Source organism: Comamonas sp. MYb396 (assembly GCF_037479555.1).
Taxonomy (GTDB): domain Bacteria; phylum Pseudomonadota; class Gammaproteobacteria; order Burkholderiales; family Burkholderiaceae_C; genus Comamonas.
Window position 1 is genome coordinate 780,800 of sequence record NZ_JBBGYU010000002.1, and the last position, 26,605, is coordinate 807,404.

The following is a 26,605-nucleotide window of genomic DNA, read 5'->3' on the forward strand; positions in this document are numbered from 1 at the left end:
TTATTCGTCTTGTGTCCGCACCATCAACGCAGGCGCGGGTTGAGCGCATCGCGCAGCCAGTCGCCCAGCAGGTTGACCGACAGCGCGATCAGCACCAGCATCAGGCCCGGGAAGATGGTGATCCACCATTCGCCGGAGAACAGGTAGTCATTGCCCACGCGGATCAGGGTACCCAGCGAGGGCGAGGTGGGCGGCGCGCCCACGCCGAGGAAGGACAGGGTCGCCTCGGTGATGATGGCTGTGGCCACCTGGATGGTGGCCAGCACCATGACCGGGCCCAGCACATTGGGCAGCACATGCTTGACCATGATGCGCAGCGGCGCCACACCGGTGACGCGGGCGGCCTGCACATATTCCTTGTTGCGCTCGACCATGGTCGAGCCGCGCACCGTGCGTGCGTATTGCACCCAGCCGGTGAGCGAGATCGAGATGATCAGCACGCCAAAGGCCAGCGATTCATTGGCATTGGGGAACACCGCGCGGCCCACGCCAGCGATCAGCAGTGCGACCAGAATGGCCGGGAAGGACAGCATCACATCGCACAGGCGCATCAGCACCGAATCGATCCAGCCGCCCTTGAAGCCTGCCAAGAGGCCCAGGCCCACGCCGACGACCACGGACAGCGCCACCGAGGCCAGGCCCACGATCAGCGAAATGCGCGCGCCATACATCAGCGCCGACAGAATGTCGCGGCCCTGGTCATCGGTGCCCAGGATGTATTTCCAGCCGCCCTCTTCACTCCACACCGGCGGAATGCGCGCGTCGCTCAGCTCCAGGGTGGTCAGGTCAAAGGGGTTGTGCGGCGCCACCCAGCCGGCGAACAGCGCGCAAAACACGCAGACCGCCGCAATGAGGGCGGCCACGATGGCTGTGGGCGACTTGCGAAAGCTGTAGCCCACATCGCTGTCCATCCAGCGCCTGATTCGGTTTTTCATCGTCATCTTCTCTCTCTAGTCTCTGGCCGCTGCAGTGCAGCGGCCCGGGGCATTTACTTCTTCACGGTCATCCACTTGAAGGGCATGAAGCCATCGGCCATCTGCACCAGCTCGACGTTCTTGCTCACCCCCCAGTTCATGAACTGCTGGTGCAGCGGCAGGTAGCCCACATCGTCGGCCACGGTCTGCAGCGCCTCATGGATCGCCTGGTTGCGCTTGGTGGTGTCGGTCTCCGACTGCACCTGGCGGGTCAAGGCATCGACCTTGGGGTTGCAGTAGTTGCCGTAGTTGAACGCGCCGGCACCCTTGCCGTCATTGCAGTTCATCAAGGCCAGCAGCGGGTTGTGGGCGTCGTAGGTCGACGGCGTCCAGCCCAGAATGTAGAAGGCCGTTTCATGGCGCATGATGCGCGGGAAATAGGTGCCCTTGGTCTCGGCATTGAGCTGCACCTTGACGCCGATCTTGGCCAGGTTGGCCGACACCGCCTGGCAGATGCGGCTGTCGTTGATGTAGCGGTCGTTCGAGCAGTTCAAGGTCAGCGAGAAGCCATCGGGGTAGCCCGCTTCGCTCAGCAGCTTCTTGGCGGCGGCCGGGTCGTAAGGCAGGCGCTTGATGTCGTCGGTATAGCCATTGACGCCCTTGCCGATCAAGGTGGCCAGATTGCCCGAGGCGCCACGCATCACCTGCTTGTGCAAGCCCTCGATATCGATGGCCTGGTAGAAGGCCTGGCGCACGCGCTTGTCCTTGAACGGGTTCTTGCCCTTGACGCTGGCGTTCAGCAGCTCATCGCGCTTTTGGTCCATGCCCATGAAGATGGCGCGCAGCTCCGGCCCGGACACCACGCGGGTGCTGCCGGTATTGGCGACACGGTCAAGATCCTGCACCGGCACCGGGTCGATCACATCGACCTGGCCCGACAGCAGCGCGGCCACGCGGGTCGCGTCATTGGCCACCGGCGTGTAGACCACTTCCTGCACATTGCCTTCGACCTTGTCCCAGTAGTTGGCGCTGCGGTTGAAGACGGTGCGCACATTGGGCTGGCGCTCGCGCACGCGGTAGGGGCCGGTGCCATTGGCCTTGAACGACGCGGTGTTCTCGATGCCCTTGCGGCGGTCCACCGGGTTAACGGCATTGTTGGCCTCGGACCAGGCCTTGCTCATGATGTAGACCTGCGAGATCATGCTCGGCAGGATCGGGGCCGGGTCCTTGGTCTCGATGTCGACCGTGTAGTCATCGACCTTGCGTGTTTCCTTGATGGGGTTGGTGTAGGACTTCATGTCCGAGCCCTCGAGCTGCGTGCGCATCATCGAGAACACCACATCATCGGCGGTGAACGGCGTGCCATCGTGGAACTGCACGCCCTTGCGCAAGGTGAAACGCCAGACGGTGGGCGAGGTCTGCTCCCACTTGGTCGCCAACACCGGGCGCAGGCTCAGGTCCTTGTTGCGGCCGGCCAGCGGCTCGTAGACATTGCCGGTCACACTCAGCTGCACCGTCTCATTGAAGGAATGCGGATCCATGGACAGGGCATCGCCCTGGGAACCGATGCGCACCGTCTGCGCGCCGGCGCAAACATAGGCGGCGGCCAACATCGATACCAACAAGGTCTTGCTCATCGTGTGTTTCATCGTTTTCCCCTTTTCTGAAGTCCGGCCCGCAAGGGCCGGGTGCGGAGGCTTTAGCCCAAAGCAAGTGGCATGCCACGCTCGACAATGCCGGCGTGCAGCGCCGCACCCAGCGGCAGCACATCGTCATTGAAGTCGTAGCGGTTGTTGTGCAGCGGAATGATGTCGTCACCCACGGCCTGGCCCAGGCGCAGATAGGCCCCGGGCTTTTGCTGCAGCATGAAGGAGAAATCCTCGGCGCCCATGCTCGGGTCCATGTTGCGCACCACCAGGGCTTCGCCCACCAGGTCAGAGGCGACATCGCCGGCAAACACCGCTTCTTCGGCGGTGTTGATCGTCGCCGGGTAGGAGCGCTCGTACTGCAGCTGCGCATTCACGCCAAAGGCCAGGCCCAGCGCCTGGCACAGCTCGCCCAGACGGCGCTCGACCATGTTCTGCACATCGGGGTTGAAGGTGCGCACCGTGCCCACCAAGGTCGACGAGCCCGGCGTGACGCTGAACGCAGCCAGGTCCCCCGACTGCAGCGCGCAGATGCTGATGACGGCCGAGTCGATGGCACGCACATTGCGCGAGACGATGGACTGGATCGCCGTGATCAGGTGGGCCGAGGCCAGCACCACATCATTGGTCTGGTAAGGATGGGCGCCGTGGCCGCCCTTGCCCGTGATATTGATCTGGATGCGGTCGGCCGCGGCCATCATCGCGCCGGGGTTGATGCCGATCATGCCCTGGCGCATCGCGGGCCAGTTGTGCATCGCATAGACCGAATCGACCGGGAAGCGCTCGAACAGGCCATCCTGGATCATCTCGCGCGCGCCGGCATAGCCTTCCTCGCCGGGCTGGAAGATCAGCACGGCCGTGCCGTCAAAATTGCGCGTCTCGGCCAGGTAGCGCGCCGCGCCCACCAGCATGGCGGTGTGGCCGTCATGGCCGCAGGCATGCATCAGCCCCTGCTTGCCAGAGCGCCAGCTGCAGTTGCCCTGCTCGGTGATCGGAAGCGCATCCATGTCGGCGCGCAGACCGATCATGCGGCCGCTGCCGTGCTTGTGGCCACGGATCACGCCGACCACGCCGGTCTTGCCAATGCCCTGGTGGATCTCATCGACACCACACAGGCGCAAGGCCTCGCTGACGCGAGCCGCGGTGTATTTTTCTTCAAAACCCAGCTCCGGATTGGCATGCAGGTCACGGCGGAAGGCCGTCAGCTCCGGATGGATCTGGGCCAGGTGAGAAAAGGCGCGCGAGCTCGCGCTATAAGGCAGACGTGGCATCTCAGTGCCCTCCCGATTTTTCGACGCGCAGGCGCGGGTCGACAGCGAAATACAACAGATCGACCACGAGGTTGATCACCACAAAAATCAGCGCAATCAGGCACAGGTAGGCGGCCATGACCGGGATATCGGCAAAGGTCACCGCCTGGATGAACAGCAGGCCCATGCCCGGCCACTGGAACACGGTCTCGGTGATGATGGCAAAGGCAATCAGGCCGCCCAGCTGCAGACCGGTGATGGTCATCACCGGCACCAGCGTGTTCTTGAGGGCATGGCCAAAGTAGATCGTGCGGTTGCTCAGGCCCCGGGCCTTGGCAAACTTGATGTAGTCGGTGCGCAGCACCTCCAGCATCTCGGCGCGCACCAAGCGCATGATCAAGGTGAGCTGGAACACCGCCAAGGTAATGGCCGGCAGGATGATGTGGTGCCAGCCCTTGGCGCTCAGCAGGCCGGTGCTCCAAAAGCCCAGCTGCATCGTCGTGCCACGGCCAAAGCTCGGGAACCAGCCCAGGTGCACCGAGAAGATCAGGATCAGCAAGATACCGATCAGGAAGGTGGGCAGGGACACGCCCAGCAGCGACAGGGTCATGAACACCTGGCTCATGAAGCTGCCGCGCCGCAGCGCGGCATACACGCCCATCGGCACGCCAATGACCAGGGCCAGCAACGCGGCCACCATGGCCAGCTCAAAGGTCGCCGGGAAGCGCTCGGCAATCAAGGACGAGACCTTGGCGCCCTGGCGCAGGCTGATGCCGAATTCGCCCTGGGCAGCATTGAGCAAAAAGTGCCAAAACTGCACGAAAAACGGTTTGTCCAGCCCCAGCGCACTGCGCAACTCGGCAATCTGCTGCGGGGTGGCATCCTGGCCCAGCAAGAAGGTGACCGGGTCACCCACATACTGGAACAACATGAAGGAAATGAACGCCACGGCGATCATCACGATCACCGCCTGTATCAATCGGCGCAATATGAATGCAAACATGGCTGACTCTCATCGTGACAAACAGAGGGAAGGTGCCCTAGGGCCCCCCTGCAAAACCCCGTTGACGAGGGTTCTGCAAAGCGCCCCTGGCACCCGTGTTGTCTGCCTATTCTTCTTTCGCTTTTTATGAAATGGCCGGCTGCCGCACCGGGCAGCTGGCCTGCAAACCGCTCACCGTTGGCTAACGGACCGTCACCAGTTTGATGTCCACCCGGTTGTCTGCGCGGTGCACCAGGTCGATGTTCTTCTTCATCGCCCAGGGGATCACCTGGTCGTACAGCGGCAGGTGCGAGACCGTGTCGTTGGACAGCTGCAAGCCCTCGGTCAGCATGCGGGTGCGCACGGGCTGGTCGGTTTCGGTTTTGACGCGGTCGACCAGGTAGTCCATGCGCTCGTTGCTGTAGCGGCCGACATTGTAGTTTCCGTCGCCGCCCTTGCCGACGGTGCGCACCAGTGACTGCAGGCTGTAGAGCGAATCGAAGGTGGGCACGCCCCAGCCGAGCATGTAGATGCTCGCTTCATTGCGCTGGATCATCGGGAAGTAGGTAACCATCGGCAAGGTGCGCAGCTTGGCCTTGACCCCAATCTTGGCCCACATCGCGGTGACCGCCTGGCAGATGGCCTCATCGCTGATATAGCGGTTGTTGGGGCAGGCAAAGTCGACCTCGAAGCCATCGGGGTAGCCCGCTTGCGCGAGCAGCTTCTTGGCCGCCTCCTGGTCATAGGGAAGGCGCTGGCCCACGGTCTCGGTCCAGCCATTGACCTGGGGCGCCACCAGGGTGCCGGTCGGCTTGCCCAGGCCGCGCAGAATGGTCTTGGTGATCGCCTGGATGTCGATGGACTGGTAGAGCGCCTGGCGCACCTTCTGGTCCTTGAGCGGGTTCTTGCCCTTGACGCTGGAGCCGGGCAGCTCGTCGCGGAACTGGTCCATGCCAAAGAAAATCGTGCGGTTTTCCAGGCCTTCGAGGATCTTCAAGTCCGGGCTGGCGCGCAGGCGGTTCAGGTCTTGCGGCGTAGGGTCGAGCACCATGTCCACTTCACCGGACAGCAGCGCTGCCATGCGGGTCGGCGCCGATTTGATCGGGGTGTAGGTGATCGATGTCACATTGCCCGGCATCTGGCCCCACCAGTTGGGATTCTTCTTGAGCACCATGCGCACATCGGGCTGCCAGGACTCCAGAATGAATGGGCCGGTGCCCATCGCATTGCGGTGGGCAAAATTCTCGTCGGACTTCTTGATGTCCATCGGCTCGGTGGACTTGTTCTTCTCCGACCAGGCCTTGCTCATCATGCGCAGCTCGGTCATCTGGCGCAGCAGCACGGGATTGGGGTCCACCATGAAGATATCGATGGTGCCGTCATCAACCTTGACGACCTTCTCGATGCCCTGCACAAAGGGGCCGTAGTTCGAGGTCTTGGCCATCGCACGCGTGATCGAGAACACCGCATCATCGGCGGTAAAGCTCGAGCCATCCTGGAACTTCACACCCTGGCGCAATGCAAAGCGCATCTGCTTGGGAGTCACTTCCTTCCACGAGGTGGCCAGCAGCGGCTCGACCGCAAAGGTCTTGCTGTTGTAGGTGACCAGGGTCTCGTAGACATAGGGATGAATGGCATTGTGCAGGCCATTGTTTTGCGCATGGATATCCCAGCTGGCAACGTCGGCCTGGCTGGCCCACTTGAAGGGCTTGGCCTGGGCCACGCCAGCTGACAAAACGGCGGCTACCGCTATCGCAACCAGAGCAAGAGAAGGCTGTTTCATAAGTCCTCGCAGAATAGTAGTGCTTCACTATGCCGCAAGGAATCGATCTTCCGCATGGTGCTTCCCCCAGGGCGGGGATATTCCCGAGTCCTGTTTATTTCTGTTAGGTGACCGGCAATAGCAGGTGTTTTGTCGGGCAAAACACGGCTTCATCTGCTAATTATGAAAACGCCCTCCCTGCCAGACCACGCCTGCCCTTCTATTCCCACATGTCAAAAAAGCGATACAGCAGCATCTTGGCGGCTACCAGCGCCGATACAGCATGCGGTATGTATCAAGCCTGCCACAAGCCAGCGCAGTTGCTCACCTGCCGCTCAGCGATGAAAGAGCAACAGCCCTGGTGCTTCCAACGGTTAGGCGTCTCCGCATGGGGTATTGAACATGCTGACCGAGCGAGCAGACCACTGCAGCGGCCGCCGCGACAGCGGCCATCTGCCCGGAACAGGGCCGAGCAGCCCGGGCCTGTGCCGCGAGCAGGCATAAAAAAAGCCCGTCTTTCGACGGGCTTTTTGCTTTTCAGATTGAGTAGCTAGGAAACCCTAGCCATTCATTAGAAAGCGTGACGCACACCAACGGTGATAGCGTTTTGGTTCTTGCCAGCGCCAGCTGGGTCGATGCCCAGGCCGTTAGCCGACAGGCTCATGGTTTCGCTCTTCTGGTTCTTCAGGAAAGCGTAGGTGCCGTACAGAGCGGTGCGCTTCGACAGGTTGTGGACATAGCCCAGCGACAGCTGGTGAGCCTTGCCTTCGATTTCCTTGTTGTCGTAGTAGTTGTAAGCCAGACGTGCTTCGCCAGCAGCGCCGACAGCAGCCGTTGCGCCCAGACCAGCGGACTGGAACTTAGCCTTGCTGCCACCACCCACTGGGGTGCTTTGCACTTGACGGATCAGACCCGACAGCTTGAAAGCGCCGAAGTTGTAAGCAGCGCCCAGACCCAGACCTTGAGCCTTTTCGAAGCTGGCGGTAGGATCGTTTTGCTGGTCGTAAGCAATGCCGGCGCTCAGAGGGCCGTTGTTGTAACCAGCGGACACGCCGATGTAACGCTTAGCGGAGCTGTCGCCAGCGGTTTCGCCGAAGCCGTAGTTCACGCCAGCGGTGAAGCCGGACATGTTAGGCGTGTAGTACGAAACCATGTTGCCCACGCGAACTGGGTCGCCGAAGCCGTAGGTGCCGTTGCCGAAGCTGAAGTTTTGGCCGATACCGACTTGGCCGAACACGTCGTAGCCAGACACGGTGTTGTAAGCTGCGGTCAGTTCACGACCCAGACGCACTTCACCGAAGTTGCCCATCAGGGACACGGTGGAACGACGCTTGAACTCGAAGCCAGGACCTGCAGCGCCGCCGCCGGAAGCGGTACCGCTGTCGTTCTGGATTGCGCCTTCCAGCCAGAAACCAGCCTTCAGACCGCCACCCAGATCTTCCACGCCGCGGAAGCCCAGACGGCTGGTGGCGTTACCGGAGTTGGTCAGACCGTAGTTGCTTTCGCCACCGCTGGTCTTAGCGTAGGTCACGCCAGCATCAACGATACCGAACAGGGTCACGGAAGATTGAGCCATTGCGGCGCCGGAAGCGGCCAGCACTGCCAAGGCAACAAGAGATTTTTTCATTGCGAGTTACTCCAAGGTTTAACAGACGGCGCTGGTACGGGGGGGTTGATGTCAGCCTCACGGTTCTGCACAACTTCTACCTGCTCCCGCGCCAACCTCCTAGTGTGGAAGTTCTCTCTATTTCAACAGACCGCAGGCGGTTGCGCAAACAAATTCCCCCACTTGAGGACCTATTCGCTGCAAATCGTTGCTTGAGTGCAACGTTTAACGAATGTCAGCCGCCGTCCTATTTTTCGACAAAAATTTGCTGCAAAACAAGCCGCTCCAGAGGAGATTCGCCATGTTTGCAGCGGGGTGTATTCTACTGGTTAGCATGGCACCCTATGCAAGAACGACTCCTTTGCGCAGCAGATACTGCGCTGCGCACCCTGTTTGCAACGCCCCGTGCGGCCAACCCCTCGCCCGCTGCGGGCATGGACGAGGCGGACCTCAGCCCGGAGGAGAAGAAGCTCTCCGCTTCTTATATGCGGGTCAACCATGTGGGCGAAGTCTGCGCGCAGGCGCTCTACACCGCCCAGGCCATGGTCACCCGCGACGAGCATCTGCGCGAACACCTGCTCGAAGCCGCCCAGGAAGAGATGGACCACCTGGCCTGGACCCACCAGCGCCTGCAGGACCTGGGCGAACGCCCCAGCCTGCTCAATCCGCTGTGGTTTGCCGGCGCTTTTGTGATCGGCACCGTGGCCGCCAAGGTGAGCGACCGCGCCAGCCTGGGTTTTGTCGAAGAGACGGAAAACCAGGTGTCCCTGCACCTGCAGTCCCACCTGGACCTGCTGCCAGCGCATGATGCGCCCTCACGGGCCGTCGTCAGCCAGATGAAAGCCGATGAGGAGCGCCATGCCGCCGCAGCGGTGGATGCCGGCGCACTGCCGGTACCACTTCCCGCCCGGATGCTGATGAAGATCGCCTCCAAGGTGATGACCGTAACGGCGCACCATATATAGATAGAGAGACAGGGCCGGACGGGGACCCCATGCAAAGGCCGCCTCTGAGGCGGCCAGAAAGCATTCTTAAGCCAACCAGTCAGGCCGCTGCGCCTGCAGCCAGCCATGCACATGGGCCCGCAAGGCCATGGCATTGTTCCGGCAGCTGTCTACCGCCGCCTGGGAGACCAGGTCTCCAGAGTAGTCCGTCAAATTGCGCTGCTTGCGCAAGGCGTCCAGCGGCCAGATCTTCTCACTGGGCCACTGCACGGTAAGTGCCAGCGTCTGGATGGCGGTCTGGTGGTGGCCGGCTTGCTGGTCAGTGTGCGGTAGCCATGGGCCATCAGGCCCAGCATGGCCAACTGCATGATGGCCTTGTAGGTGGTATCAAACTGGTTTTCTTCACTTAAGCCGGCAATGTGTGCATCGGCAATATTGCGGTCAGCCGCAGCCAGCAAAGACCGCACTTGCTGCGCATGGGGCTCCACGGTCTCAAGACTGATGCCGACCAAGTTTTGCAAGCTCATCGTCACCCCCCACCACAAAGATCTTGGGCTTGGACAGTACATCGCGCATGAACGCGTCCTGGGCGCGCGCTGCGAACTCTTGCTGGCCCAGTACCTGCGGATTGATCTCCCGGCCCAGCTCCGCCTGCAGCGGCCAAAGCACATGCACCGCCTCGTCAAAGCCCAGTGTACCAACCAGCATCAGGTCAATATCGCTGCCCGCAGTCTCTTGCCCGCGCGCCACAGAACCATAGATAAAGGCCACATCGATCTTGTCTGCAACAGGCGCCAGGGCGGCCGCCAACACATCGGCCACGCCGGATGTCTTGCGCAAGATACTGGCCAGCTCTGTAAAAATGGGGCAGCGCTTGTCTGCGCGGTACAGTTGTTGGTTGCCCCGTTTTTCTCGTTGCAACAAGCCCGCCGATGTCAGTTTGGCAAGCTCCCTGGTGATGGTCCCTGCCGGCAGCCCCGTGCGCCTGGCAATCTCGCGCCCGTGCAGCTGTGCATCAGGGTGCAGCAGCAGCAACCCCAGGACACGCCGCCGGTACTCCGGCAGCAGCAAGGCAATCAAAGATTGATTCATATAAGGCGTCAATTGTCGCCTTTTTTGCATCGGACCACAAGACAGGCTGACATCCCGCCCCCTTGCCACCGGGGCATTGCGGGATGTCAACAGCCATGCTTAGGCCTCCACCAGGTCAAACCCCGTGGTGATCTCGGCTGTCTTGCCCAGCATGATGCTGGCCGAGCAGTATTTTTCATGGCTCATCGCGATCGCGCGCTCCACCGCCGCTGCGGGGATGCCCTTGCCGGTGACGGTGAACTGCATATGGATCTTGGTGAAGACCTTGGGCTCGGTGTCGGCGCGCTCGGCCTTCAGGGCCACGGTGCAGTTCTTCACATCGTGGCGGCCGCGCTTGAGGATCAGCACCACGTCATAGGCGGTGCAGCCGCCGGTGCCAGCCAGCAGCAACTCCATCGGGCGGGCGGCGAGGTTCTGGCCGCCGTTGGCCGGGTTGGCCGCGTCGGGCGCGCCATCCATGGCCACCACATGGCCGCTGCCCGTTTCTGCGACAAAGCCCATTCCCGAGCGGGCGCCGCTCGCGCCCGTCCACGTTACCGTGCATTCCATTGCAACTCTCCAAAAATCAGACGCCACAGTGTGGCAGATCTGCCCTGCCCCCTGCTATTTGTTGCTGTCTATCAACAGCATTGGCAAAAAAAATGGTTGCGCACATTATTTTGCTGCAACGCAGCAGAAACATCGCTATACTTGGACTCATCTGCTGCTCCACAGCCAGGCGAAAGCCCCAACTGCTGGATATAGCTTGCAAGTTGTCTCCTCCACCTCTCAAATGGTGGTTTCAAGCCCCTGATTCACATCAGGGGCTTTTTTTCTGCCCTGCGCCGGCGCAATTCCACCGCCGATCCGCTCCAGTGAATGCCAGCGGTTATAGTGCATCGGTCTCTCGATCACCTGATGCTCGCCACCCCGCCCATGCCGCCACCCGCGCATGCCCTGCTGGCTGGCGCATCAACCAGGCGCGCCATCCGCATGCGCTACCTTCTCGTTGCCTCCTTTCTCTAGCGTGCATCCCTATGCCCTCCAAGACTGCAGCCGCGCTGACGCCGGCCGATTACCTGAAGAAAATCCTCACTGCGCGTGTCTATGACGTGGCCATTGAATCCAGCCTGGACTCGGCCAAGAACCTCAGCCGCCGCCTGCACAACAAGGTGCTGCTCAAGCGCGAAGACCAGCAGCCGGTGTTCAGCTTCAAGCTGCGCGGCGCCTATAACAAGATGGCCCACCTGACGGCCGAGCAGCTCAAGGCCGGCGTGATCTGTGCATCGGCAGGCAACCATGCCCAGGGCGTCGCGCTGTCGGCCAGCCGCATGGGCACCCGCGCCGTGATCGTGATGCCCACCACCACGCCGCAGCTCAAGGTCGATGCCGTCAAGGGCCTGGGCGGCGAGGTGGTGCTGGCCGGCGAGAGCTTCAGCGATGCCTACGAGCACTCGCTCAAGCTGCAAAAGGAACAGAACCTCACCTTTGTCCACCCCTTCGATGACCCGGACGTGATCGCCGGCCAGGGCACGATTGCGATGGAGATCATGCGCCAGGTGCAGAAAATCGGCTCCTCGCCACTGAACGCGGTCTTTGTCGCGATTGGTGGCGGCGGGCTGATCGCAGGTGTCGCCAACTACATCAAGGCGGTGCGGCCCGAGATCAAGGTCATCGGCGTGCAGATGAACGACTCGGATGCGATGATCCAGTCGGCCCGCGAAGGCAAGCGCGTGGCACTGAACGATGTGGGCCTGTTTGCCGATGGCACGGCGGTCAAGCTGGTGGGCGAGGAGACCTTCCGCGTCGCCCATGGCCTGGTCGATGAATACATCACCGTCGACACCGATGCCGTCTGCGCCGCGATCAAGGACATCTTTGTCGACACCCGCTCCATCGTCGAGCCCTCGGGCGCGCTGGCCGTGGCCGGCATCAAGCAGTATGTGGCCAAGAACAAGACCAAGGGCGAGACCTATGCCGCCATCCTGAGCGGCGCCAACATGAACTTCGACCGCCTGCGCTTTGTCGCCGAGCGGGCCGATGTGGGCGAGGAAAAGGAAGCGCTGTTTGCCGTCACCATCCCCGAGGAGCGCGGCAGCTTCAAGCGGTTTTGCGAAGTTATCGGCAACCTGCCCGGCGGCGCGCGCAGCGTGACCGAGTTCAACTACCGCATCAGCGATGACCGGCGTGCCCATGTCTTTGTCGGCATCTCGACCAACAGCAAGGGCGAGTCGGAAAAAATCTGCCGCAACTTCCAGAAGAACGGCTTTGAAGCGCTGGATTTGACCTTTGACGAGCTGGCCAAGGAGCATGTACGCCACATGGTGGGCGGGCGCTCCCAGCTCGCGCAGGACGAGCGCCTGCTGCGCTTTGTCTTCCCCGAGCGGCCCGGTGCGCTGTTCAAGTTCCTGAGCCTGATGGCGCCCAACTGGAACATTTCTCTGTTCCACTACCGCAACCAGGGCGCGGACTACGGCCGCATCCTTGTGGGCATGCAGGTGCCCCAGGAAGACTCGCACAGCTTTGAGCAGTTCTTGAACAACCTAGGCTACCCCTGGATCGAAGAGACCCAGAACCCGGCCTACAAGCTGTTCCTGCAGGCCTAACGCCAAACGGGCCCAGCCGCAGCATGCAAGCCTTGCGCCATTTTCTGCTCGCGGTGCAGTTTTTCACCCGCATTCCGGTCACTGGCAAGCTGGGCGACTGGGTGGGCTACAGCCCCGAGATGCTGCGCGCCAGCGCCGGCCACTTCCCCGGCGTGGGCTGGATCGTGGGCCTGGTGGCCGCCGGGGTGCTGGCCGCTGGCAGCTTGCTGCTGCCGTCTGGCAATAGCTACAGCCCGCTGGTCGCCGCCGTGCTCAGCACCATGGCCACCGTGCTGCTCACCGGCTGCTTCCATGAGGATGGCTTGAGCGATGTGGTCGATGGCCTGGGCGGGAGCCACGAGCGCCAGCGCGCACTGGAGATCATGAAGGACTCGCGCATCGGCGCCTATGGCGCGATGGCGATGGTGCTGGCCGTACTCAGCAAGACCGCTCTTGTCGCGCTGCTGGCCAGCCACAGCCTGGCGCTGGCGATGGCAACCTTGGTCACAGCCCATGTGATCGCCCGCCTCTGGCCGATGTTTGTCGTGCGCAGCCTGCCCCATGTGGGGGACAGCGCCTCGTCCAAAAGCAAGCCTTTGGCGGCCTTTATCAGCCGCCAAGGCCTGGCCTGCTGCGTAGCCTGGTCCTTGCCCGCGGCCCTGCTGCTGGGCCTCGCCCAAGGCTGGGTGGTTCTGCTGCTGGCCCTGGTGCTTAGCGCCGCCGCCGCGCTGTGGATGCGCCAGTGGCTGCAGCGCCGCCTGCAAGGCTTTACCGGTGATGGCCTGGGCGCTGCCGAGCAGGTCAGCGAGATCGCGTTCTACCTCGGTGCCGCGCTGTCGCTGGGCCCTGCCGGCAGTTGGCTGGCCAAGGCGCTGGCATGACGGCGCTGTGGCTGCAGCGCCATGCCCAGCCCCTGGTGGCGCCGGGCATCTGCTACGGCCGCACCGACATGGCCGCCGATGACAAGGCCACTATCGCCGCCGCACAAGCGCTGCAAAACGCCTGGGCGTCCGAGGCGCTGCCGGCCAGCACGGTCTGGCATTCGCCACTGCAGCGCTGCAGCCAGCTGGCCACGGCCTTGCAGGCGCAGGCACCGGCATTCGCGCTGCGCGCCTGCGACGATCTGGCAGAAATGGACTTTGGCGCCTGGGAAGGCCAGCGCTGGGACGGCATCGCCCGCGAAGAGATGCAGGCCTGGACCGCTGACTTTATGGCCTATGCACCAGGCGGTGGCGAATCACTGGCCACGATGATGGCGCGCGTTACGCGTGCGCTGGATGCGGCGCGCCAGCAGGCGCTGGAAACCGGCCAGCCCGTGCTGTGGATCAGCCACGCAGGTGTGGCGCAATGCACGCATTGGCTGCTGACAAGGGGCCAAAGGCTGCCGCTGGCCAAGGACTGGCCGTCAGTCAAGCTCGCGTATGGGGAATGGCTCCGATTGCCGCTGTTCGGCGAGGTGTGAGAGCCGCGCCAAGCCGCTCCCAACAAACTTTTACGTAAAGTGCCGGCGCCCCATCAGTCGCGCAGGGAGCCGGTGCTGCGGTCCACATTGGGCGCGGTGGGCGGCATAGGCGCTGGTACGGAAGCAGCTCGCGGTGCCGCAGCCACGGCATTTGTGGAATTCTGGGCATTGGGCGCATTCGGCACAGAGGCCGGGATCGGTGCAGCCACCACATCCACCGGGCGCAAGGCAGGCAGGTTGATGGTGACAGCTGCCGGGCCATCGACTCCAGCGCCCAGGCTCACGGCGCGCGGCGCATCGCTGCGCAGGGCCTGCAGCACCAGACCATCGGCAACGGTAGAACCCACGCGGAACACCTTGGCTGGCTGGTCATCCACGGCGATGACGGCCGCGCCGCCACCACTGTCCTTGCCCACCATCACGCCCAGCAGGCGCCAGCGGGTGGGGGCAGCCGGGGCTGCAACGGGCGCACCATCCTGCACGCCAAAGAGTCGCGCCATCGCGGCGCCATCGACCTGCACCTGGGCGGGGCCACCGGCCTGCGGGGCCGAGAGCACCTGGCGCGGCGCCGACAGCTTGAGCCCCCAGAACACCGCCAATGCCGCAGCGCCAGCCCATAAAAGGCCGGCCGCCAGCCGAGGAGACCAGGGGTTGCGTGATAGTGTCACCATTCGCAGATTATGATGCAGCCAGATGTCAGTTTCACCACTTTGACCCCCTTTGACCTGAGAGCATGATGTTTTCCTTCCGCCCGCAGTCGGCTGCACGCCGCATCCAAGCCAATATCCAGCGCGGCTTTACCCTGATCGAGCTGATGGTGGTGCTGGTCATCATCGGCGTGCTGGCCGCGCTGATCGTGCCCAATGTGATTGGTGCTGCCGACGAAGCGCGCGTGACCGCCGCGCGCACCGATATCACCAACATCAGCGGCGCGCTCAAGCGCTACCGCCTGGACAACCAGCGCTACCCCACCGCCGAGCAAGGCCTGGCCGCGCTGATCAACCGCCCCAGCAGCGGCCCCGCGCCGATGAACTGGAAGCCCTATCTGGAAAAGCTGCCCAATGACCCCTGGGGCCACCCCTACCAGTACCTGAACCCTGGCGTCAAAGGCGAAGTCGATGTAATGAGCTTTGGTGCCGATGGCCAGGCCGGCGGTGAAGGCAACAATGCCGACATCGGCAGCTGGCAATAAGCGGCAATAGGCCCGCCTGATCGCCGCTTTCTGCCTTTTCCCGCTGCCCCGCTCTCCGGCCCCATGCCCTGCGCCCATGCCTCTTTCACACCCCTTCCAGCCGCGCCGCCAGCGCGGCTTTACCTTGATGGAGCTGCTGGTCGTCATCACGTTGATGGCGCTGGCCAGCGCCGGCGTGGTGTTTGCGATGGGCGACAACAGCCAGGACCAGCTCCAGCGTGAAGGCCAGCGTCTGGCCGCGCAGCTCGAAGCCGCACGGGCCCAGTCCCGCGCCAGCGGCCAGCCGGTACGCTGGCGGGCCGACAGCCAGGGCTTTGTCATCGAAGGCCTGCAAGGCGGCACCCGCCAGGGCGCCTGGCTGCACCCGCCGGTGGCGGTGCGCAGCAGTGGCGATATCATCCTGGGGCCCGAGGCACTGATCGGCCCGCAGACGGTGCTGCTGGCCTACCCCAGCCGCCATGCGGGCAGCATTGCCGTGTCCACCGACGGTGTGCGCCCCTTTGAACTACAGGCCCCCTGAACCTTTTCCCGACCAGCCCCGCGTGCCCAGCAAGTCCTCGCCCCATTCCGGCTTCACCCTGATCGAGGTGCTGGTCGCGTTCGCCATTGTCGCGATCGCCTTGCTCGCCGGCGGCAAGGCGATGAACGCGCTGACCCAGACCGCAGGGCGGCAAAGCGATGTGATGCTCGCGCAGATCTGCGCCGAGAACCAGCTGATCGCCGCGCGCCTGTCGCAACAGCTGCCGGGCCTGGGCACGACCAGCGTGGCCTGCGAGCAGGCCGGCCGCATGTTCGATGTGCGCGTGGGCGTGTTTGCCACGCCCAACCCGGATTTCCGCCGCATCGATGCCCATGTGTTCTCCGGCGGCGCGCCTTTGCTGCGCCTCAGCACCATCGTGGGGAGGTACTGATGCAGCGCCCCCGTTCTAGCCAGCCACGCAGCCAGGGCTTTACCTTGATCGAGCTGCTGATCGCGATCTCCATTCTGGCGGTGATGACCATCGCCAGCTGGCGCGGTATCGACGGCATGGTGCGCGCCCAGCAGCAGGCCCGCGATTACAGCGAAGAGGTGATGGTGGTGCAGGCGGCACTGTCGCAGTGGAACACCGACCTCAATGGCATTGAGCGCGTCGCAGCTACCACACCCATCGACTGGGATGGCCGCGTGCTGCGGCTCACGCGCCGCAGCAGCGACATCAATGAACAAGGCCTGCGCGTCGTCAGTTGGGCCCAGCGCAGCCTGGGCAACCGCGCCTACTGGGTGCGCTGGCAGTCCTCCCCGGTGCGTGATCTGCAGCAGTGGCAGCAGGCCTGGGACATGGCCGCCCATGCGGTCACCAACAGCGCGCTGACCAACAACGCCGATGGCGGCCCGCAGCAAACAGTGCTGATGCCCCTCAGCGGCTGGCAGCTGCTGTATTTTCGGGGCAACAGCTGGAGCAACCCGCTGTCCAGCCAGGGCGCCAATCCCCAGACCGATGCCAACAACCCCACCACGGTGGCGCTGCCCGACGGCATCCGCCTGCGCCTGGAGCTGCCCGCGCCCGGTGCGCTCTCCGGGGTCATCACCAACGACTGGGTCAACCCCATCGTGTCGGGGAACAAATCATGAAGCGGCTGCACCTAGCCCGCCGCAGCCAGCGCGGCGCAGCGCTGCTGGCGGCCATGCTCACCGTCACCCTGGTGGCCACGATTGCCGCCGGCGCCGTCTGGCAGCAGTGGCGCAATCTGGAGGTGGAAGGCGCCGAGCGCACCCGCGTGCAGGCTGCCTGGCTGCTGCTGGGCGGACTGGATTTTTCGCGCCAGGTGCTGCGCCAGGATGCGCGCGTGGGCGGCCCCGATTCGCTGTCCGAGCCCTGGTCGGTGCCGCTGGCCGAAGCGCGCCTGTCCACCTTTTTGCAGGCCTCCAACAACCAGAGCAATGCCGACGACAGCAGCATCGATGCCACGCAGGCCTTTTTGTCGGGCGCGATTGTCGATGCCCAGGCGCGGCTCAATATCCGCAATCTGGTGTCCAACGGCCAGATCAATACCGTCGCGCTGCGCCAGTTCCAGCGCCTGTTCGAGCGCCTGGGCCTGCCCGGTGCCGAGCTGACCGTCCTCAGCCAGCAGGCACAGGCCGCGCTGCGCACCGAAGGCAAGGCCGCCAATGCCCCGCTGCTGCCGCGCACCTACAAGGAGCTGGCCTGGTGGGGCCTGTCTCCGTCCACCCTGACCCAGCTGGAGCCCTATGTGGTGCTGCTGCCCCAGGAGAGCAAGGTCAACGTCAACACCGCCTCGGCCACCGTGATCTGGGCCGCTGTCGAGGGCATGGATTTTGCAACCGCCCAGCAAATCGCCCAGCTGCGGCTGAACAAGGCTTTCGAGAGCAGCGCCGAGCTGCAGCAGCGATTTAGCAGCAACACCGCACTCACCAACGCCAACGCGCTGCTCGATGTGAAATCGGTGTATTTCGAAGTCTGGGCGCGGCTGCGCTTTGACGACCTGGTGGTGCAGGAGAAATCCCTGGTCTACCGCCAGGGGCTGAATGTAACAACCGTGGTGCGCGAGCGCGGTGCCGCGCTGGCCACCAGCCTGATGGGCGATGGCAGCGCCAACCCGGTGGCAGCGCGCTAACAGGAACATGATGACAAACGTATTGCAGTTTGGTGAAGCCGGGCCCTCTACAATGCAGCGCACAACACGCTCATGAGTACATTACTGATTTCACTGCCGCTGGCCTCGGGGCCAGATACAGGGCCCAGCTCGGCCTGGAGCTACAGCTATGCCCTGTCGCCCGATGGCGTGACCATCGGCCAGCAAGGCAGCACCACCGCCGGCCTGCTGCCCCAACCCGGCCGCGCCGGTGAGGTGGTGGCCGTGGTGCCCGCGGCCATGCTGTCGTGGCAACGGGTCAGCCTGCCCCAGGGCGTCGGCCCCGGCTCGCCCCGGCTGCGTGCGGTGCTCGAAGGCCTTTTGGAAGAGCGCCTGCTCGACGACCCGGCGCAACTGCACTTTGCGTTGCAACCCGACACCCGCGCCGCCGGCCAGGGCGAACCGATCTGGATCGCCTGCTGCCCGCGCCAGTGGCTGCGGGACCACCTGCAGGTGCTCGAAGCCGCAGGCCGCGCGGTGGCCCGTGTGGTGCCCAGCCATGCGCCGGGCGAGCCGGCGCCCGATGGCGCGCAGATCCTGGTCACCGGCAGCCCCGAGCTGGCGCAGGCCGTGGTGTTTGGCACCGACAGCGCCGATGCGGTGCTGGTGCTGCCCGTCTCGCGCGAGAGCGCAGCGCTGCTGCCCCCGCTCGGGCCCGACAGCATCGTGCATGCCGAGCCAGCCGTGGTCAGCACTGCCGAGCACTGGCTGCAGCGCCCGGTGCAGCTCTACAGCCCGGCGCAAACCATGCGCGATGCCGCACGCAGCGACTGGGACCTGGCCCAGCTCGAATTTGCCAACAGCGGGCGCAACCGCCTGCAGCGGCGCCTGGGCAGTGGCCTCAATGATGTGCTGCATGCCCCCGCCTGGCGCCCGGCGCGCTGGGCCGTGCTGGCCCTGGTCGTGCTTACGCTCGTGGGTGCCAATATCTGGGCCTGGCAAGAACGCCAACAACTGCAGGCCAAGGCCGCGCTGGTGCGCAGCAGCTTGACGCAGGCCTTCCCCAAGGTGCAGGTGGTTGTCGATGCGCCCGTGCAGATGGCGCGTGAAGTCGCCAACCTGCGCCAGGCCTCGGGCGGCTTGTCGCCATCGGACGCCGAACCGCTGCTGGCCGCCGCCGGCCAGGCGCTGTCCAGCCTACCCGCCGGCACGGTGCCCAGCACGGTCGAATACAGTGGCGGCGAGCTGCGCCTGCGCGGCCTGCCCACCGATGGCTTTGATGCCTTCAGCCAGAAACTGCAAGCCCAGGGCCTGCAGGCCCAGATGCAAAACGACCAGTGGGTCATCCGCGCGCAGGCCCAGCCATGAAGAAAAATTCCTCCCGACCGTCGGCCTCTGCAGCAGCCACCTCTTCGGCAGCCCAGCTGCTGCGCCAACGCTGGCGCGCACTGGATGCGCGCGAGCGCCGGGGCGTCAGCCTGGCCGCTGGCCTGGTGCTGATTGCGCTCTTGTGGTGGCTGGCGATTGCGCCGGTGCTGCAGACTTGGCGCAGCGCGCCCGCCGCGCATGCCCAGCTCGACCAGCAGCTCGCCCGCATGCAGGCCTTGCAGGCCGAAGCGCGCCAGCTGCAATCGGCCACCACGGTCACCACCACGCAGGCGCGCCAGCAGCTCGAAGCCTCGCTCACGCAGCAGCTGGGCACCAGCGCCAAACTGGCCGTGCTCGGCGAGCGCGTGACCGTCACCTTGAACCGCGCCTCGGCCGCCTCCACCCAGCGCTGGCTGGGCCAGGTGCGCGCCAATGCGCATGCGATTGCCACCGAGCTGCGCCTGACCCGCGATGAGCCGGCCAAGGGCGCAGGCCCGGCTGCCGCGCCCACCTGGTCGGGCAATATCGTCTTGCAGTTGCCGGCCCAGTAGGCGGCACACAAAGATGGCCCGGCAGCGCTTGACCCCCTCCTTGCCCCACGGCAGCGCCCGTGCGCCCTGGCGCTGGGCCGCCGTGGGCGCCTGCACCGGCGGCCTGGCTGCCTTGCTGCTGTTTGCGCCAGCACACTGGCTGGCGCAAGGCCTGGCCTGGGCCAGCCAGGGCCAGCTGCAGCTGCGCGAGCCGCGCGGCACGGTCTGGAACGGCTCGGCCCAGTGGGTATTTACCGGCGGCCAGGCCAGCCGCGACCAGATGGCCTTGCCCGGCCGGGTGGACTGGGCACTGCGCCCCAGCCTGCGTGGCCTCAACATGCGCTGGAATGCCAGCTGCTGCATGGCCGCGCCCATGCCCATCCGCATTCAGCTCCACTGGGGCGGTGCCAAGGTGCAGCTGGGCGCCCATGAAAGCCGCTGGCCGGCATCGCTGCTGGTGGGCCTGGGGACGCCCTGGAACACCATCCAGCCCCAGGGCCAGCTGCTGCTCAAGACCCATGACCTGTCGCTGGCGCTCAATGCCGGGCGCCTGCAGGTCGAGGGCGGCGCCGATCTCGATGTGATGGCGGTGACCTCGCGCCTGTCCACGATACAGCCGCTGGGCAGCTACCGCCTGCAACTGCAAGGCGGTGACAGCACCAGCTTGCAGCTGTCCACCTTGGACGGCGCGCTCCAGCTCAAAGGCCAGGGCCAATGGGTGGGCCAGCGCCTGCGTTTTCAGGGAGAAGCCTGGGCTGCCGAAGGGCGCGAGGCGGCTCTTGCGAATCTATTGACTATGATTGGGCAGCGCAGCGGAAGCCGCGTGCTGCTCTCGGTTGGCTGAACATATGATGCAATACCACTCTCCCATTTATCGATTTGCGCTGCACTCCATCGCAGCAAGCGTCCTTCTAATGGGCGGCAACGGCGCGGCGCTGGCGCAGACAGCCATCAACACCGGCACGGCCAGCATTCGCCCCGGTGAGCCGGTGACGCTGAACTTCGCCAACGCCGACATCGAGTCCATCGCGCGCACCATGGCCACCATCACCGGCAAGAGCGTGGTGGTCGATCCGCGCATCAAGGGCACGATGAACCTCGTGACCGACCGGCCCGTCTCGCCCCAGGCCGCGTTCGAGCAGTTCCTGGCAGCGCTGCGCCTGCAGAACTACACCGTGGTCGAGGCCGCAGGCCTGTACAAGGTGGTGCCCGAGGCCGATGCCAAGCTGCAAGGCGGCACGGTGCGCATCACCCAGGGCGGCGCGGGCGGCCAGGTGCCCGGTGGCGGCCAGATCGTCACCCAGATCTTCAAGCTCAACTTCGAGAGCGCCAACAACCTGGTGCCGGTGCTGCGTCCGCTGATCAGCCCCAACAACACCATCAATGTGAACCCGGGCAACAACTCCCTGGTCATCACCGACTACGCCGACAACCTGCAACGCCTCTCGCGCATCATCGCGTCGATGGATGTGGCCAACGCCAGCGATGTCGAAGTGGTGCAGCTCGAGCACGCGGTCGCCACCGACATCGTGCCCATGCTGCAGCGCCTGCTGGAAGGCGGCCAGACCGTGTCTGCCAGTGGCAGCGCCACTGCCGGTGCAGCCCCCGGCGCCGCGCAGACCGACAATGCCTACCGCACCTCGGTGCTGGCCGACCCGCGCACCAACAGCATCTTGCTGCGCGCGGCCAACCCGGCACGCCTGTCGCAGGCCAAGATGCTGATCGGCAAGCTCGACAGCCCCAGCCGTGGCGGCAATGCCTCGGGCAACATCCATGTGGTCTACCTGCGCAATGCCGATGCCACCGCGCTGGCCACCACCTTGCGCGCGGCGCTCGCCGGCCAGGACGGCAACAGCGCCAGCCCCGCCACCAACCTGTCGAGCAGCGGCAGCAGCGGGGGCCTGAGCACAAACACGCGCAGCGGCAGCACCTCGCTGGGCGGCAGCACCAGCGGCACCCTGGGCAACAGTGCCAGCAGCAGCAGTGCGGGCGGCCTGGGCTCGGGCGCGCGCCTGGGCACCGGCACCTCGCTGGGCACCTCGGGGGAGAGCGGCAGCGCCACCGGCGGCATCATCCAGGCCGACACGGCCACCAACTCGCTGATCATCACGGCGCCCGAGCCGCTGTACCGCCAGATCCGCTCGGTCATCGACCAGCTCGACAGCCGCCGCGCCCAGGTGCTGGTCGAGAGCCTGATCGTCGAAGTCAGCGCCGAGAAGGCCGCGCAGTTTGGCGTGCAGTGGCAAAGCCTGCTGGGCCAGGGCAACAATGTCGTCGGCGTCATCGGCAACAACTTCACCGTGGGCGGGGCCAACCTGTTCAACCTGGCCGCCGGCATTGCCAACAACACCTACAGCACCCTGCCCAGCGCCGGCATGAACGCCGGCATCGCCTTCAAGCACAACGGCGAGTATGTGCTGGGCGCGCTGGCCAACCTGCTGCAGTCCAATGCCGATGGCAATGTGCTGGCCACCCCCAACCTGCTGACCTTGGACAACCAGGAAGCGCAGATCCTGGTCGGCCAGAATGTGCCCTTTGTCACCGGCTCCTACGCCAACAGCACCGGAAGCAGCACCGTCAACCCCTTCACCACGGTGGAGCGCAAGGACGTGGGCCTGACCCTGCGCGTGCGCCCGCAGATCAATGCCAATGGCACCGTCAAGCTGACGATCTACCAGGAGACGTCTGACGTGCTCGCCGGCACGACCACCAATGCCAACGGCCCCACCACCAACAAGCGCTCGATCGAATCGACCGTGCTGGTGGACGATGGCTCGGTGATCGTCATTGGCGGCCTGCTGCAGGACCAGTACTCCGGCTCGGTGCAGAAGGTGCCTTACCTGGGTGATATTCCCGGCATTGGCGCGCTGTTCCGCAGCGACACCCGCTCGCGCAAGAAGACCAACCTGATGGTCTTCCTGCGCCCCGTGGTGATGCGCGATGCCGCCGCCACCCAGCAGGTCAGCATGGACCGCTACGAGCTGATGCGCGGCGCGCAGATTGCTGCCCAGCCTGAACAAAGCACGCGCGTGCCGATCAATGAGTCGTCGATCATCACGCCGCTGGCCCAGCAGACCTCCGGCCTGCCGCTGGGCGCATCCGAGACGCCGGTGATCGAATCGCGCCCCCTGACCGTGACGCCGCAAGGCATGCGCTTCGAGCCCTGATAGCGCCCACAGAGACCCGAAGCCATGCGCCACCCCCTGCCCTATGCCTTTGCGCGCAGCAGCCAGCTGCTGCTCGAAGAAGATGCCGGCCAGCACCTGCTGTGGCACGGCGCCCAGCCCCAGGGCTCGGCGCTGTCCGAGGTGCTGCGCAAGTACCCCGTGCAGCACCTGGCCCAGCTGGGCGATGCCGAGCTGGCCCAGCGCATCAGTGCCGCCTACTCGCACAGCGAATCGAATGCCGCCACCGTGATCAGCGAGGTCGAAGAAGGCACCGACCTCTCGCGCATGATGCAGGACATCCCCGCCGTCGAGGACTTGCTCGAGTCGGCCGGCGACGCGCCCATCATCCGCATGCTCAACGCCCTGCTCACCCAGGCGGCGCGCGACGGTGCCTCGGACATCCACATCGAGCCCTATGAGCGCCATTCCAGCGTGCGCTTTCGCATCGATGGCTCGCTGCGCGAAGTGGTGCAACCCCACCGCGCCTTGCATGCGGCGCTGATCTCGCGCCTCAAGATCATGGCCGATCTGGACATCTCGGAAAAACGCCTGCCCCAGGACGGCCGCATCAGCCTGCGCCTGGGCACCCGCGCCATCGATGTGCGCGTCTCCACCCTGCCCAGCACCCATGGCGAGCGCGCCGTGCTGCGTCTGCTCGACAAGAGCGAATCCAAGCTCAGCCTGGGCTCGGTCGGCATGCAGGGCGAGACCCTGCGGCGCTTTGAGAAACTGGTGGCCCAGCCGCACGGCATTGTGCTGGTGACTGGCCCCACCGGCTCGGGCAAGACCACCACCTTGTATGCGGCGCTGAGCGGGCTCGATGCCAGCCAGGGCAACATCATGACGGTGGAAGACCCGATCGAATATGAGCTGTCGGGCATCGGCCAGACCCAGGTCAACCCCAAGATCGACCTGACCTTTGCCAAAGCGCTGCGCGCCATCCTGCGCCAGGATCCGGACATCATCATGATTGGTGAAATCCGCGACTTCGAAACCGCGCAGATCGCCATCCAGGCCTCGCTCACCGGTCACCTGGTGCTCGCCACCCTGCACACCAACGATGCGACCAGCGCCATCACCCGCCTGACCGACATGGGCGTCGAGCCCTTCCTGCTGTCCTCGTCGCTGCTGGGCGTGCTGGCCCAGCGCCTGGTGCGCCGCATCGACGACAGCGACCCCAGCGGCTACCGAGGCCGCACCGGCATCTTCGAGCTGCTGGTGGTGGACGAGGCCATCCGCGCGCAGATCCACGCCCAGGCGCCGGAGACCGAGATCCGCAACCAGGCGATGGCCGCCGGCATGCACCTGATGCGCGAGGACGGCGAGCGCCTGGTGCGCGAAGGCATCACCAGCGCAGAAGAAGTTGTGCGCGTCACGCGCGATTGACAACGAATCCCCCAATACCCTGGCGGCGCCGCCCGCGCCAACGGGTATTGGCGATTTGACACAATCGCCCCATGTTGGAATCGCTCAATACCCTCGTCGCGCCCTACGGCGGCATGTTGTTTCTCTGGCTCACCGTGCTGGCCATCGCCAGCCTGGCAGCACTGCGCCATTTTCAGCCGCGCATGTCCACCGCGCAGCTGCGCCGGCTGATGCGCATCGCCGGCCTGATGGCGCTGGTGATCTCCTGGTTTGCGATGCAGCAAGGTGAGCGCTACCTGGCGACTGCTCTGCTGGTGCTGCTCTGGGGCATTCTGGTGGGGATCAGCTGCGCGCGGGCGATTCGGCAGCGCTGAATTCAGGCTTCTTATACAAGGGGTCGGGCTGAAAAAACCAGGCTCCGACCTCCACATTTGACCCATAACCACAGTCAGCAAAGGATATTTGCCTAGGCAAGAATGTCCGCATGACTGAGACAAAAACACCCCCCGCGCTTTCGATGTTGGACCTGGTGGCTGTGCGCGAAGGCGGCACCGTTGCCCAGGCTTTGCAACTGGCCGTGCGCACGGCGCAGCATGTCGAGTCGCTCGGCTTTACGCGCTACTGGATGGCCGAACACCACAATATGCCGGGCATTGCCAGCTCGTCCACGGCCGTGCTGATCGGCCATGTGGCGGGCGCCACCCAGCACATCCGTGTGGGCTCGGGCGGCATCATGCTGCCCAACCATGCCCCCTTGGTGGTGGCCGAGGCCTTTGGCACCTTGGCCGAGCTCTACCCGGGCCGTATCGACCTGGGCCTGGGCCGCGCGCCGGGCACCGATGGCATGACGATGCGGGCGCTGCGCCGTGACCGGGTCGAGACCGAAGAAGACTTTCCCCGCGATGTGATGGAGCTGCAGCGCCTGCTGGGCCCCGCCCAACCCGGGCAAAAGCTGGTGGCCACGCCGGGCGCTGGCACCAATGTGCCGCTGTGGCTGCTGGGATCGAGCCTGTTCTCGGCCCAGCTGGCCGCGCACCTGGGCCTGCCCTATGCCTTTGCCTCGCACTTTGCGCCGCGCATGCTGCAGCAGGCGGTGCAGCTGTACCGCGACCTGTTCAAGCCCTCGGCCACGCTGGACAAGCCCTATGTGATCGTCGGCGCGCCAGTGATTGCAGCGCCTACCGACAGCGAGGCCGAGTTCCTCGCCAGCAGCACCTACCAGCGCGTGCTGGGCATTGTGACGGGCAAGCGCGGCCTGCTGCCGCCTCCGGTCGAAGGCTTTATGGAGGGCCTGAACATGGCCGAGCGCCAGGCGATCGAAGGCTTTTTGGCCGTCGCCTCCATCGGTGGGCCCGAGCGTGTACAGCAGCGCCTCAAGGTGCTGGCCCAGCACACCGGCGCCGATGAGCTGATGCTGGTTTGCGATATCTATGATGGCGATCTGCGTCTGCGCTCGCTCGATATTGCGGCGCAGGCCCTGCGGGCCGGCTACGCAGCCTAACCACGGCCATTACTGCGGGATCAGCACCCTTTTTTCAGCAAAAGCGACGCCGATCCCGTCCCACCCAGGCTATGCTTGCGCCATGTCAGTCTCCTATAGAACCACCCTGCCAGCAGCGCTGACGGCCTGCAGCTTGCTGGCTGGCTGCATGCAGCAGCCCCCCGACGATCCCCCAGCTCCCACGCCCCAGGCCCAGGAGGCCACGCCGGCCGTGGCCCCGCCTGCCGCAGCCGCGCAGCCCCAGCCCAGCGCCCGCAGCGAAGACCCGGCCTTGGCCGCGCATATGCAAACGCCCGAGTTCCGCCGCGAATACCGTACCAAGCAGGAGCAATTGCAGAACGAGGCCGAGGTGCAGGAAAGCGCTCCCTGGCTGGGCAGCACGGGCCTGACGGAGGCCCAGGAGCGCTCCGTGCCCCGCTATGTGCGCATGGAGCTGGGCCAGTCGCTCGCCAGCGCCGACCCGGTGCGTGCCGAGGATCTGCAGTACGTCGGCCAGTTTGCCGAGTTGGATGGCACCGTCTACTACTGGCGCATTCCCGACAAGGCCCACGCCCATGGCGACACCCATGCCGGCCCGGCCTATGTCTATATCCGCAAGGATGCGGCGGGCGTGTTCTACACCGACTGGGGCAACCGCACGCCACCGGGCTGACTCGCGGCGGCCGTGCGCGGCGTTATCGCACTGC

General features: G+C 64.8%; 27 protein-coding genes. 17 read left to right on the forward strand and 10 right to left on the reverse strand.

Annotated features, from left to right (window positions below; all coding sequences use genetic code 11):
- Window positions 1-23: 23 nt before the first annotated feature.
- The 6 genes from WH265_RS07650 to WH265_RS07675 all read right to left on the reverse strand — a co-directional run bounded on the left by WH265_RS07650 (window position 24) and on the right by WH265_RS07675 (window position 8,181).
- Entirely contained in the window at window positions 24-935 is a 912-nt protein-coding gene (locus tag WH265_RS07650; RefSeq protein WP_027010623.1) for an ABC transporter permease, read from the reverse strand.
- A 53-nt stretch (window positions 936-988) separates the two neighbouring features.
- Window positions 989-2,563, reverse strand: coding sequence for an ABC transporter substrate-binding protein (locus WH265_RS07655; protein ID WP_339534270.1), 1,575 nt, complete (start codon window positions 2,561-2,563; stop codon window positions 989-991).
- 50 nt (window positions 2,564-2,613) lie between these two features.
- Window positions 2,614-3,831 carry a M20 aminoacylase family protein gene (locus tag WH265_RS07660; RefSeq protein ID WP_021025744.1) on the reverse strand — a complete coding sequence of 406 codons (1,218 nt, stop codon included), beginning with the start codon at window positions 3,829-3,831 and terminating at the stop codon, window positions 2,614-2,616.
- Window position 3,832: 1 nt separating this feature from the next.
- A complete protein-coding gene (locus WH265_RS07665; RefSeq protein ID WP_116924570.1) occupies window positions 3,833-4,813 on the reverse strand; it encodes an ABC transporter permease in 981 nt (326 codons plus the stop codon).
- Window positions 4,814-4,994: 181 nt separating this feature from the next.
- On the reverse strand, window positions 4,995-6,575 hold the full coding sequence (locus WH265_RS07670; RefSeq protein WP_312988503.1) for an ABC transporter substrate-binding protein: 1,581 nt from the start codon (window positions 6,573-6,575) through the stop codon (window positions 4,995-4,997).
- Window positions 6,576-7,125: 550 nt separating this feature from the next.
- Window positions 7,126-8,181 (reverse strand): porin, encoded by a 1,056-nt coding sequence (locus WH265_RS07675; protein ID WP_021025741.1) that lies wholly within the window; start codon window positions 8,179-8,181, stop codon window positions 7,126-7,128.
- 323 nt (window positions 8,182-8,504) lie between these two features.
- Between WH265_RS07675 and coq7 the strand changes: the two genes are divergently transcribed.
- Complete coding sequence (coq7, locus tag WH265_RS07680; RefSeq protein ID WP_339557843.1) at window positions 8,505-9,125, forward strand: 2-polyprenyl-3-methyl-6-methoxy-1,4-benzoquinone monooxygenase; 621 nt, start codon at window positions 8,505-8,507, stop codon at window positions 9,123-9,125.
- Between the two features lie 188 nt (window positions 9,126-9,313).
- Here coq7 and WH265_RS07685 read toward each other — a convergent pair whose 3' ends face one another.
- The 3 genes from WH265_RS07685 to WH265_RS07695 form a co-directional block, all read right to left on the reverse strand.
- The gene (locus tag WH265_RS07685) at window positions 9,314-9,631 is read right to left on the reverse strand and encodes a hypothetical protein (RefSeq protein WP_339557844.1); all 318 of its coding nucleotides are present in this window, start codon (window positions 9,629-9,631) and stop codon (window positions 9,314-9,316) included.
- Entirely contained in the window at window positions 9,597-10,196 is a 600-nt protein-coding gene (locus WH265_RS07690; protein ID WP_339557845.1) for a MarR family transcriptional regulator, read from the reverse strand. The genes WH265_RS07685 and WH265_RS07690 overlap by 35 nt, the downstream gene beginning before the upstream one ends.
- Window positions 10,197-10,295: 99 nt before the next feature.
- Window positions 10,296-10,745: an OsmC family protein gene (locus tag WH265_RS07695; RefSeq protein ID WP_021025737.1), complete on the reverse strand. Its 450-nt coding sequence runs from the start codon at window positions 10,743-10,745 to the stop codon at window positions 10,296-10,298.
- A gap of 467 nt (window positions 10,746-11,212) precedes the next feature.
- On the opposite strand from WH265_RS07695, the gene ilvA reads away from it, so the two are divergent.
- From ilvA to WH265_RS07710, 3 genes are read left to right on the forward strand one after another with little or no spacing between them, the layout of a single operon-like run.
- The gene (gene ilvA / locus WH265_RS07700) at window positions 11,213-12,781 is read left to right on the forward strand and encodes a threonine ammonia-lyase, biosynthetic (protein ID WP_021025736.1); all 1,569 of its coding nucleotides are present in this window, start codon (window positions 11,213-11,215) and stop codon (window positions 12,779-12,781) included.
- Between the two features lie 23 nt (window positions 12,782-12,804).
- Window positions 12,805-13,641, forward strand: coding sequence for an adenosylcobinamide-GDP ribazoletransferase (cobS, locus tag WH265_RS07705; RefSeq protein ID WP_339557846.1), 837 nt, complete (start codon window positions 12,805-12,807; stop codon window positions 13,639-13,641).
- The gene (locus WH265_RS07710; RefSeq protein ID WP_339557847.1) at window positions 13,638-14,222 is read left to right on the forward strand and encodes a histidine phosphatase family protein; all 585 of its coding nucleotides are present in this window, start codon (window positions 13,638-13,640) and stop codon (window positions 14,220-14,222) included. The genes cobS and WH265_RS07710 overlap by 4 nt, the downstream gene beginning before the upstream one ends.
- A 53-nt stretch (window positions 14,223-14,275) precedes the next feature.
- Here the strand turns inward: WH265_RS07710 and WH265_RS07715 are convergent, their stop codons facing one another.
- The gene (locus tag WH265_RS07715) at window positions 14,276-14,893 is read right to left on the reverse strand and encodes a type II secretion system protein N (protein WP_339557848.1); all 618 of its coding nucleotides are present in this window, start codon (window positions 14,891-14,893) and stop codon (window positions 14,276-14,278) included.
- 65 nt (window positions 14,894-14,958) lie between these two features.
- On the opposite strand from WH265_RS07715, the gene gspG reads away from it, so the two are divergent.
- From gspG to WH265_RS07780, 13 genes are all read left to right on the forward strand, one after another.
- A complete protein-coding gene (gene gspG / locus WH265_RS07720) occupies window positions 14,959-15,414 on the forward strand; it encodes a type II secretion system major pseudopilin GspG (protein ID WP_182345023.1) in 456 nt (151 codons plus the stop codon).
- A 76-nt stretch (window positions 15,415-15,490) separates the two neighbouring features.
- Window positions 15,491-15,934, forward strand: coding sequence for a pilus assembly FimT family protein (locus tag WH265_RS07725; RefSeq protein WP_021025732.1), 444 nt, complete (start codon window positions 15,491-15,493; stop codon window positions 15,932-15,934).
- Window positions 15,935-15,956: 22 nt separating this feature from the next.
- Window positions 15,957-16,325 carry a type II secretion system minor pseudopilin GspI gene (gspI, locus tag WH265_RS07730; RefSeq protein WP_339557849.1) on the forward strand — a complete coding sequence of 123 codons (369 nt, stop codon included), beginning with the start codon at window positions 15,957-15,959 and terminating at the stop codon, window positions 16,323-16,325.
- Window positions 16,325-17,026, forward strand: a complete 702-nt coding sequence (locus WH265_RS07735; RefSeq protein ID WP_339557850.1) for a PulJ/GspJ family protein — start codon at window positions 16,325-16,327, stop codon at window positions 17,024-17,026. The genes gspI and WH265_RS07735 overlap by 1 nt, the downstream gene beginning before the upstream one ends.
- Window positions 17,023-18,030: a type II secretion system minor pseudopilin GspK gene (gene gspK, locus WH265_RS07740; RefSeq protein WP_339557851.1), complete on the forward strand. Its 1,008-nt coding sequence runs from the start codon at window positions 17,023-17,025 to the stop codon at window positions 18,028-18,030. The genes WH265_RS07735 and gspK overlap by 4 nt, the downstream gene beginning before the upstream one ends.
- A 72-nt stretch (window positions 18,031-18,102) precedes the next feature.
- Complete coding sequence (gspL, locus tag WH265_RS07745) at window positions 18,103-19,356, forward strand: type II secretion system protein GspL (protein WP_339517262.1); 1,254 nt, start codon at window positions 18,103-18,105, stop codon at window positions 19,354-19,356.
- Window positions 19,353-19,907, forward strand: a complete 555-nt coding sequence (gspM, locus tag WH265_RS07750; RefSeq protein ID WP_339557852.1) for a type II secretion system protein GspM — start codon at window positions 19,353-19,355, stop codon at window positions 19,905-19,907. Before gspL ends, gspM begins: the two co-directional genes overlap by 4 nt.
- Before the next feature lie 13 nt (window positions 19,908-19,920).
- Window positions 19,921-20,730, forward strand: a complete 810-nt coding sequence (gene gspN / locus WH265_RS07755; RefSeq protein WP_445228493.1) for a type II secretion system protein N — start codon at window positions 19,921-19,923, stop codon at window positions 20,728-20,730.
- Between the two features lie 7 nt (window positions 20,731-20,737).
- Entirely contained in the window at window positions 20,738-23,053 is a 2,316-nt protein-coding gene (gene gspD, locus WH265_RS07760; protein ID WP_339534250.1) for a type II secretion system secretin GspD, read from the forward strand.
- A gap of 24 nt (window positions 23,054-23,077) precedes the next feature.
- Window positions 23,078-24,439 (forward strand): GspE/PulE family protein, encoded by a 1,362-nt coding sequence (locus WH265_RS07765; RefSeq protein ID WP_339557854.1) that lies wholly within the window; start codon window positions 23,078-23,080, stop codon window positions 24,437-24,439.
- 71 nt (window positions 24,440-24,510) lie between these two features.
- A complete protein-coding gene (locus WH265_RS07770; RefSeq protein ID WP_021025524.1) occupies window positions 24,511-24,792 on the forward strand; it encodes a hypothetical protein in 282 nt (93 codons plus the stop codon).
- A 110-nt stretch (window positions 24,793-24,902) separates the two neighbouring features.
- Window positions 24,903-25,919, forward strand: a complete 1,017-nt coding sequence (locus tag WH265_RS07775; RefSeq protein WP_339557855.1) for an LLM class flavin-dependent oxidoreductase — start codon at window positions 24,903-24,905, stop codon at window positions 25,917-25,919.
- An 82-nt stretch (window positions 25,920-26,001) separates the two neighbouring features.
- The gene (locus tag WH265_RS07780) at window positions 26,002-26,571 is read left to right on the forward strand and encodes a hypothetical protein (protein ID WP_021025522.1); all 570 of its coding nucleotides are present in this window, start codon (window positions 26,002-26,004) and stop codon (window positions 26,569-26,571) included.
- The last annotated feature ends 34 nt before the right edge of the window (window positions 26,572-26,605 follow it).

What these genes read in the sequence shown, in the direction of transcription:
- WH265_RS07650 (WP_027010623.1), bottom strand. Translation starts at nt 935, where the DNA reads ATGAAAAACCGAATCAGGCGCTGGATGGACAGCGATGTGGGCTACAGC.
- WH265_RS07655 (WP_339534270.1), bottom strand. Translation starts at nt 2,563, where the DNA reads ATGAAACACACGATGAGCAAGACCTTGTTGGTATCGATGTTGGCCGCC.
- WH265_RS07660 (WP_021025744.1), bottom strand. Translation starts at nt 3,831, where the DNA reads ATGCCACGTCTGCCTTATAGCGCGAGCTCGCGCGCCTTTTCTCACCTG.
- WH265_RS07665 (WP_116924570.1), bottom strand. Translation starts at nt 4,813, where the DNA reads ATGTTTGCATTCATATTGCGCCGATTGATACAGGCGGTGATCGTGATG.
- WH265_RS07670 (WP_312988503.1), bottom strand. Translation starts at nt 6,575, where the DNA reads ATGAAACAGCCTTCTCTTGCTCTGGTTGCGATAGCGGTAGCCGCCGTT.
- WH265_RS07675 (WP_021025741.1), bottom strand. Translation starts at nt 8,181, where the DNA reads ATGAAAAAATCTCTTGTTGCCTTGGCAGTGCTGGCCGCTTCCGGCGCC.
- coq7 (WP_339557843.1), top strand. Translation starts at nt 8,505, where the DNA reads ATGCAAGAACGACTCCTTTGCGCAGCAGATACTGCGCTGCGCACCCTG.
- WH265_RS07685 (WP_339557844.1), bottom strand. Translation starts at nt 9,631, where the DNA reads ATGAGCTTGCAAAACTTGGTCGGCATCAGTCTTGAGACCGTGGAGCCC.
- WH265_RS07690 (WP_339557845.1), bottom strand. Translation starts at nt 10,196, where the DNA reads ATGAATCAATCTTTGATTGCCTTGCTGCTGCCGGAGTACCGGCGGCGT.
- WH265_RS07695 (WP_021025737.1), bottom strand. Translation starts at nt 10,745, where the DNA reads ATGGAATGCACGGTAACGTGGACGGGCGCGAGCGGCGCCCGCTCGGGA.
- ilvA (WP_021025736.1), top strand. Translation starts at nt 11,213, where the DNA reads ATGCCCTCCAAGACTGCAGCCGCGCTGACGCCGGCCGATTACCTGAAG.
- cobS (WP_339557846.1), top strand. Translation starts at nt 12,805, where the DNA reads ATGCAAGCCTTGCGCCATTTTCTGCTCGCGGTGCAGTTTTTCACCCGC.
- WH265_RS07710 (WP_339557847.1), top strand. Translation starts at nt 13,638, where the DNA reads ATGACGGCGCTGTGGCTGCAGCGCCATGCCCAGCCCCTGGTGGCGCCG.
- WH265_RS07715 (WP_339557848.1), bottom strand. Translation starts at nt 14,893, where the DNA reads ATGGTGACACTATCACGCAACCCCTGGTCTCCTCGGCTGGCGGCCGGC.
- gspG (WP_182345023.1), top strand. Translation starts at nt 14,959, where the DNA reads ATGTTTTCCTTCCGCCCGCAGTCGGCTGCACGCCGCATCCAAGCCAAT.
- WH265_RS07725 (WP_021025732.1), top strand. Translation starts at nt 15,491, where the DNA reads ATGCCTCTTTCACACCCCTTCCAGCCGCGCCGCCAGCGCGGCTTTACC.
- WH265_RS07735 (WP_339557850.1), top strand. Translation starts at nt 16,325, where the DNA reads ATGCAGCGCCCCCGTTCTAGCCAGCCACGCAGCCAGGGCTTTACCTTG.
- gspK (WP_339557851.1), top strand. Translation starts at nt 17,023, where the DNA reads ATGAAGCGGCTGCACCTAGCCCGCCGCAGCCAGCGCGGCGCAGCGCTG.
- gspL (WP_339517262.1), top strand. Translation starts at nt 18,103, where the DNA reads ATGAGTACATTACTGATTTCACTGCCGCTGGCCTCGGGGCCAGATACA.
- gspM (WP_339557852.1), top strand. Translation starts at nt 19,353, where the DNA reads ATGAAGAAAAATTCCTCCCGACCGTCGGCCTCTGCAGCAGCCACCTCT.
- gspN (WP_445228493.1), top strand. Translation starts at nt 19,921, where the DNA reads ATGGCCCGGCAGCGCTTGACCCCCTCCTTGCCCCACGGCAGCGCCCGT.
- gspD (WP_339534250.1), top strand. Translation starts at nt 20,738, where the DNA reads ATGCAATACCACTCTCCCATTTATCGATTTGCGCTGCACTCCATCGCA.
- WH265_RS07765 (WP_339557854.1), top strand. Translation starts at nt 23,078, where the DNA reads ATGCGCCACCCCCTGCCCTATGCCTTTGCGCGCAGCAGCCAGCTGCTG.
- WH265_RS07770 (WP_021025524.1), top strand. Translation starts at nt 24,511, where the DNA reads ATGTTGGAATCGCTCAATACCCTCGTCGCGCCCTACGGCGGCATGTTG.
- WH265_RS07775 (WP_339557855.1), top strand. Translation starts at nt 24,903, where the DNA reads ATGACTGAGACAAAAACACCCCCCGCGCTTTCGATGTTGGACCTGGTG.
- WH265_RS07780 (WP_021025522.1), top strand. Translation starts at nt 26,002, where the DNA reads ATGTCAGTCTCCTATAGAACCACCCTGCCAGCAGCGCTGACGGCCTGC.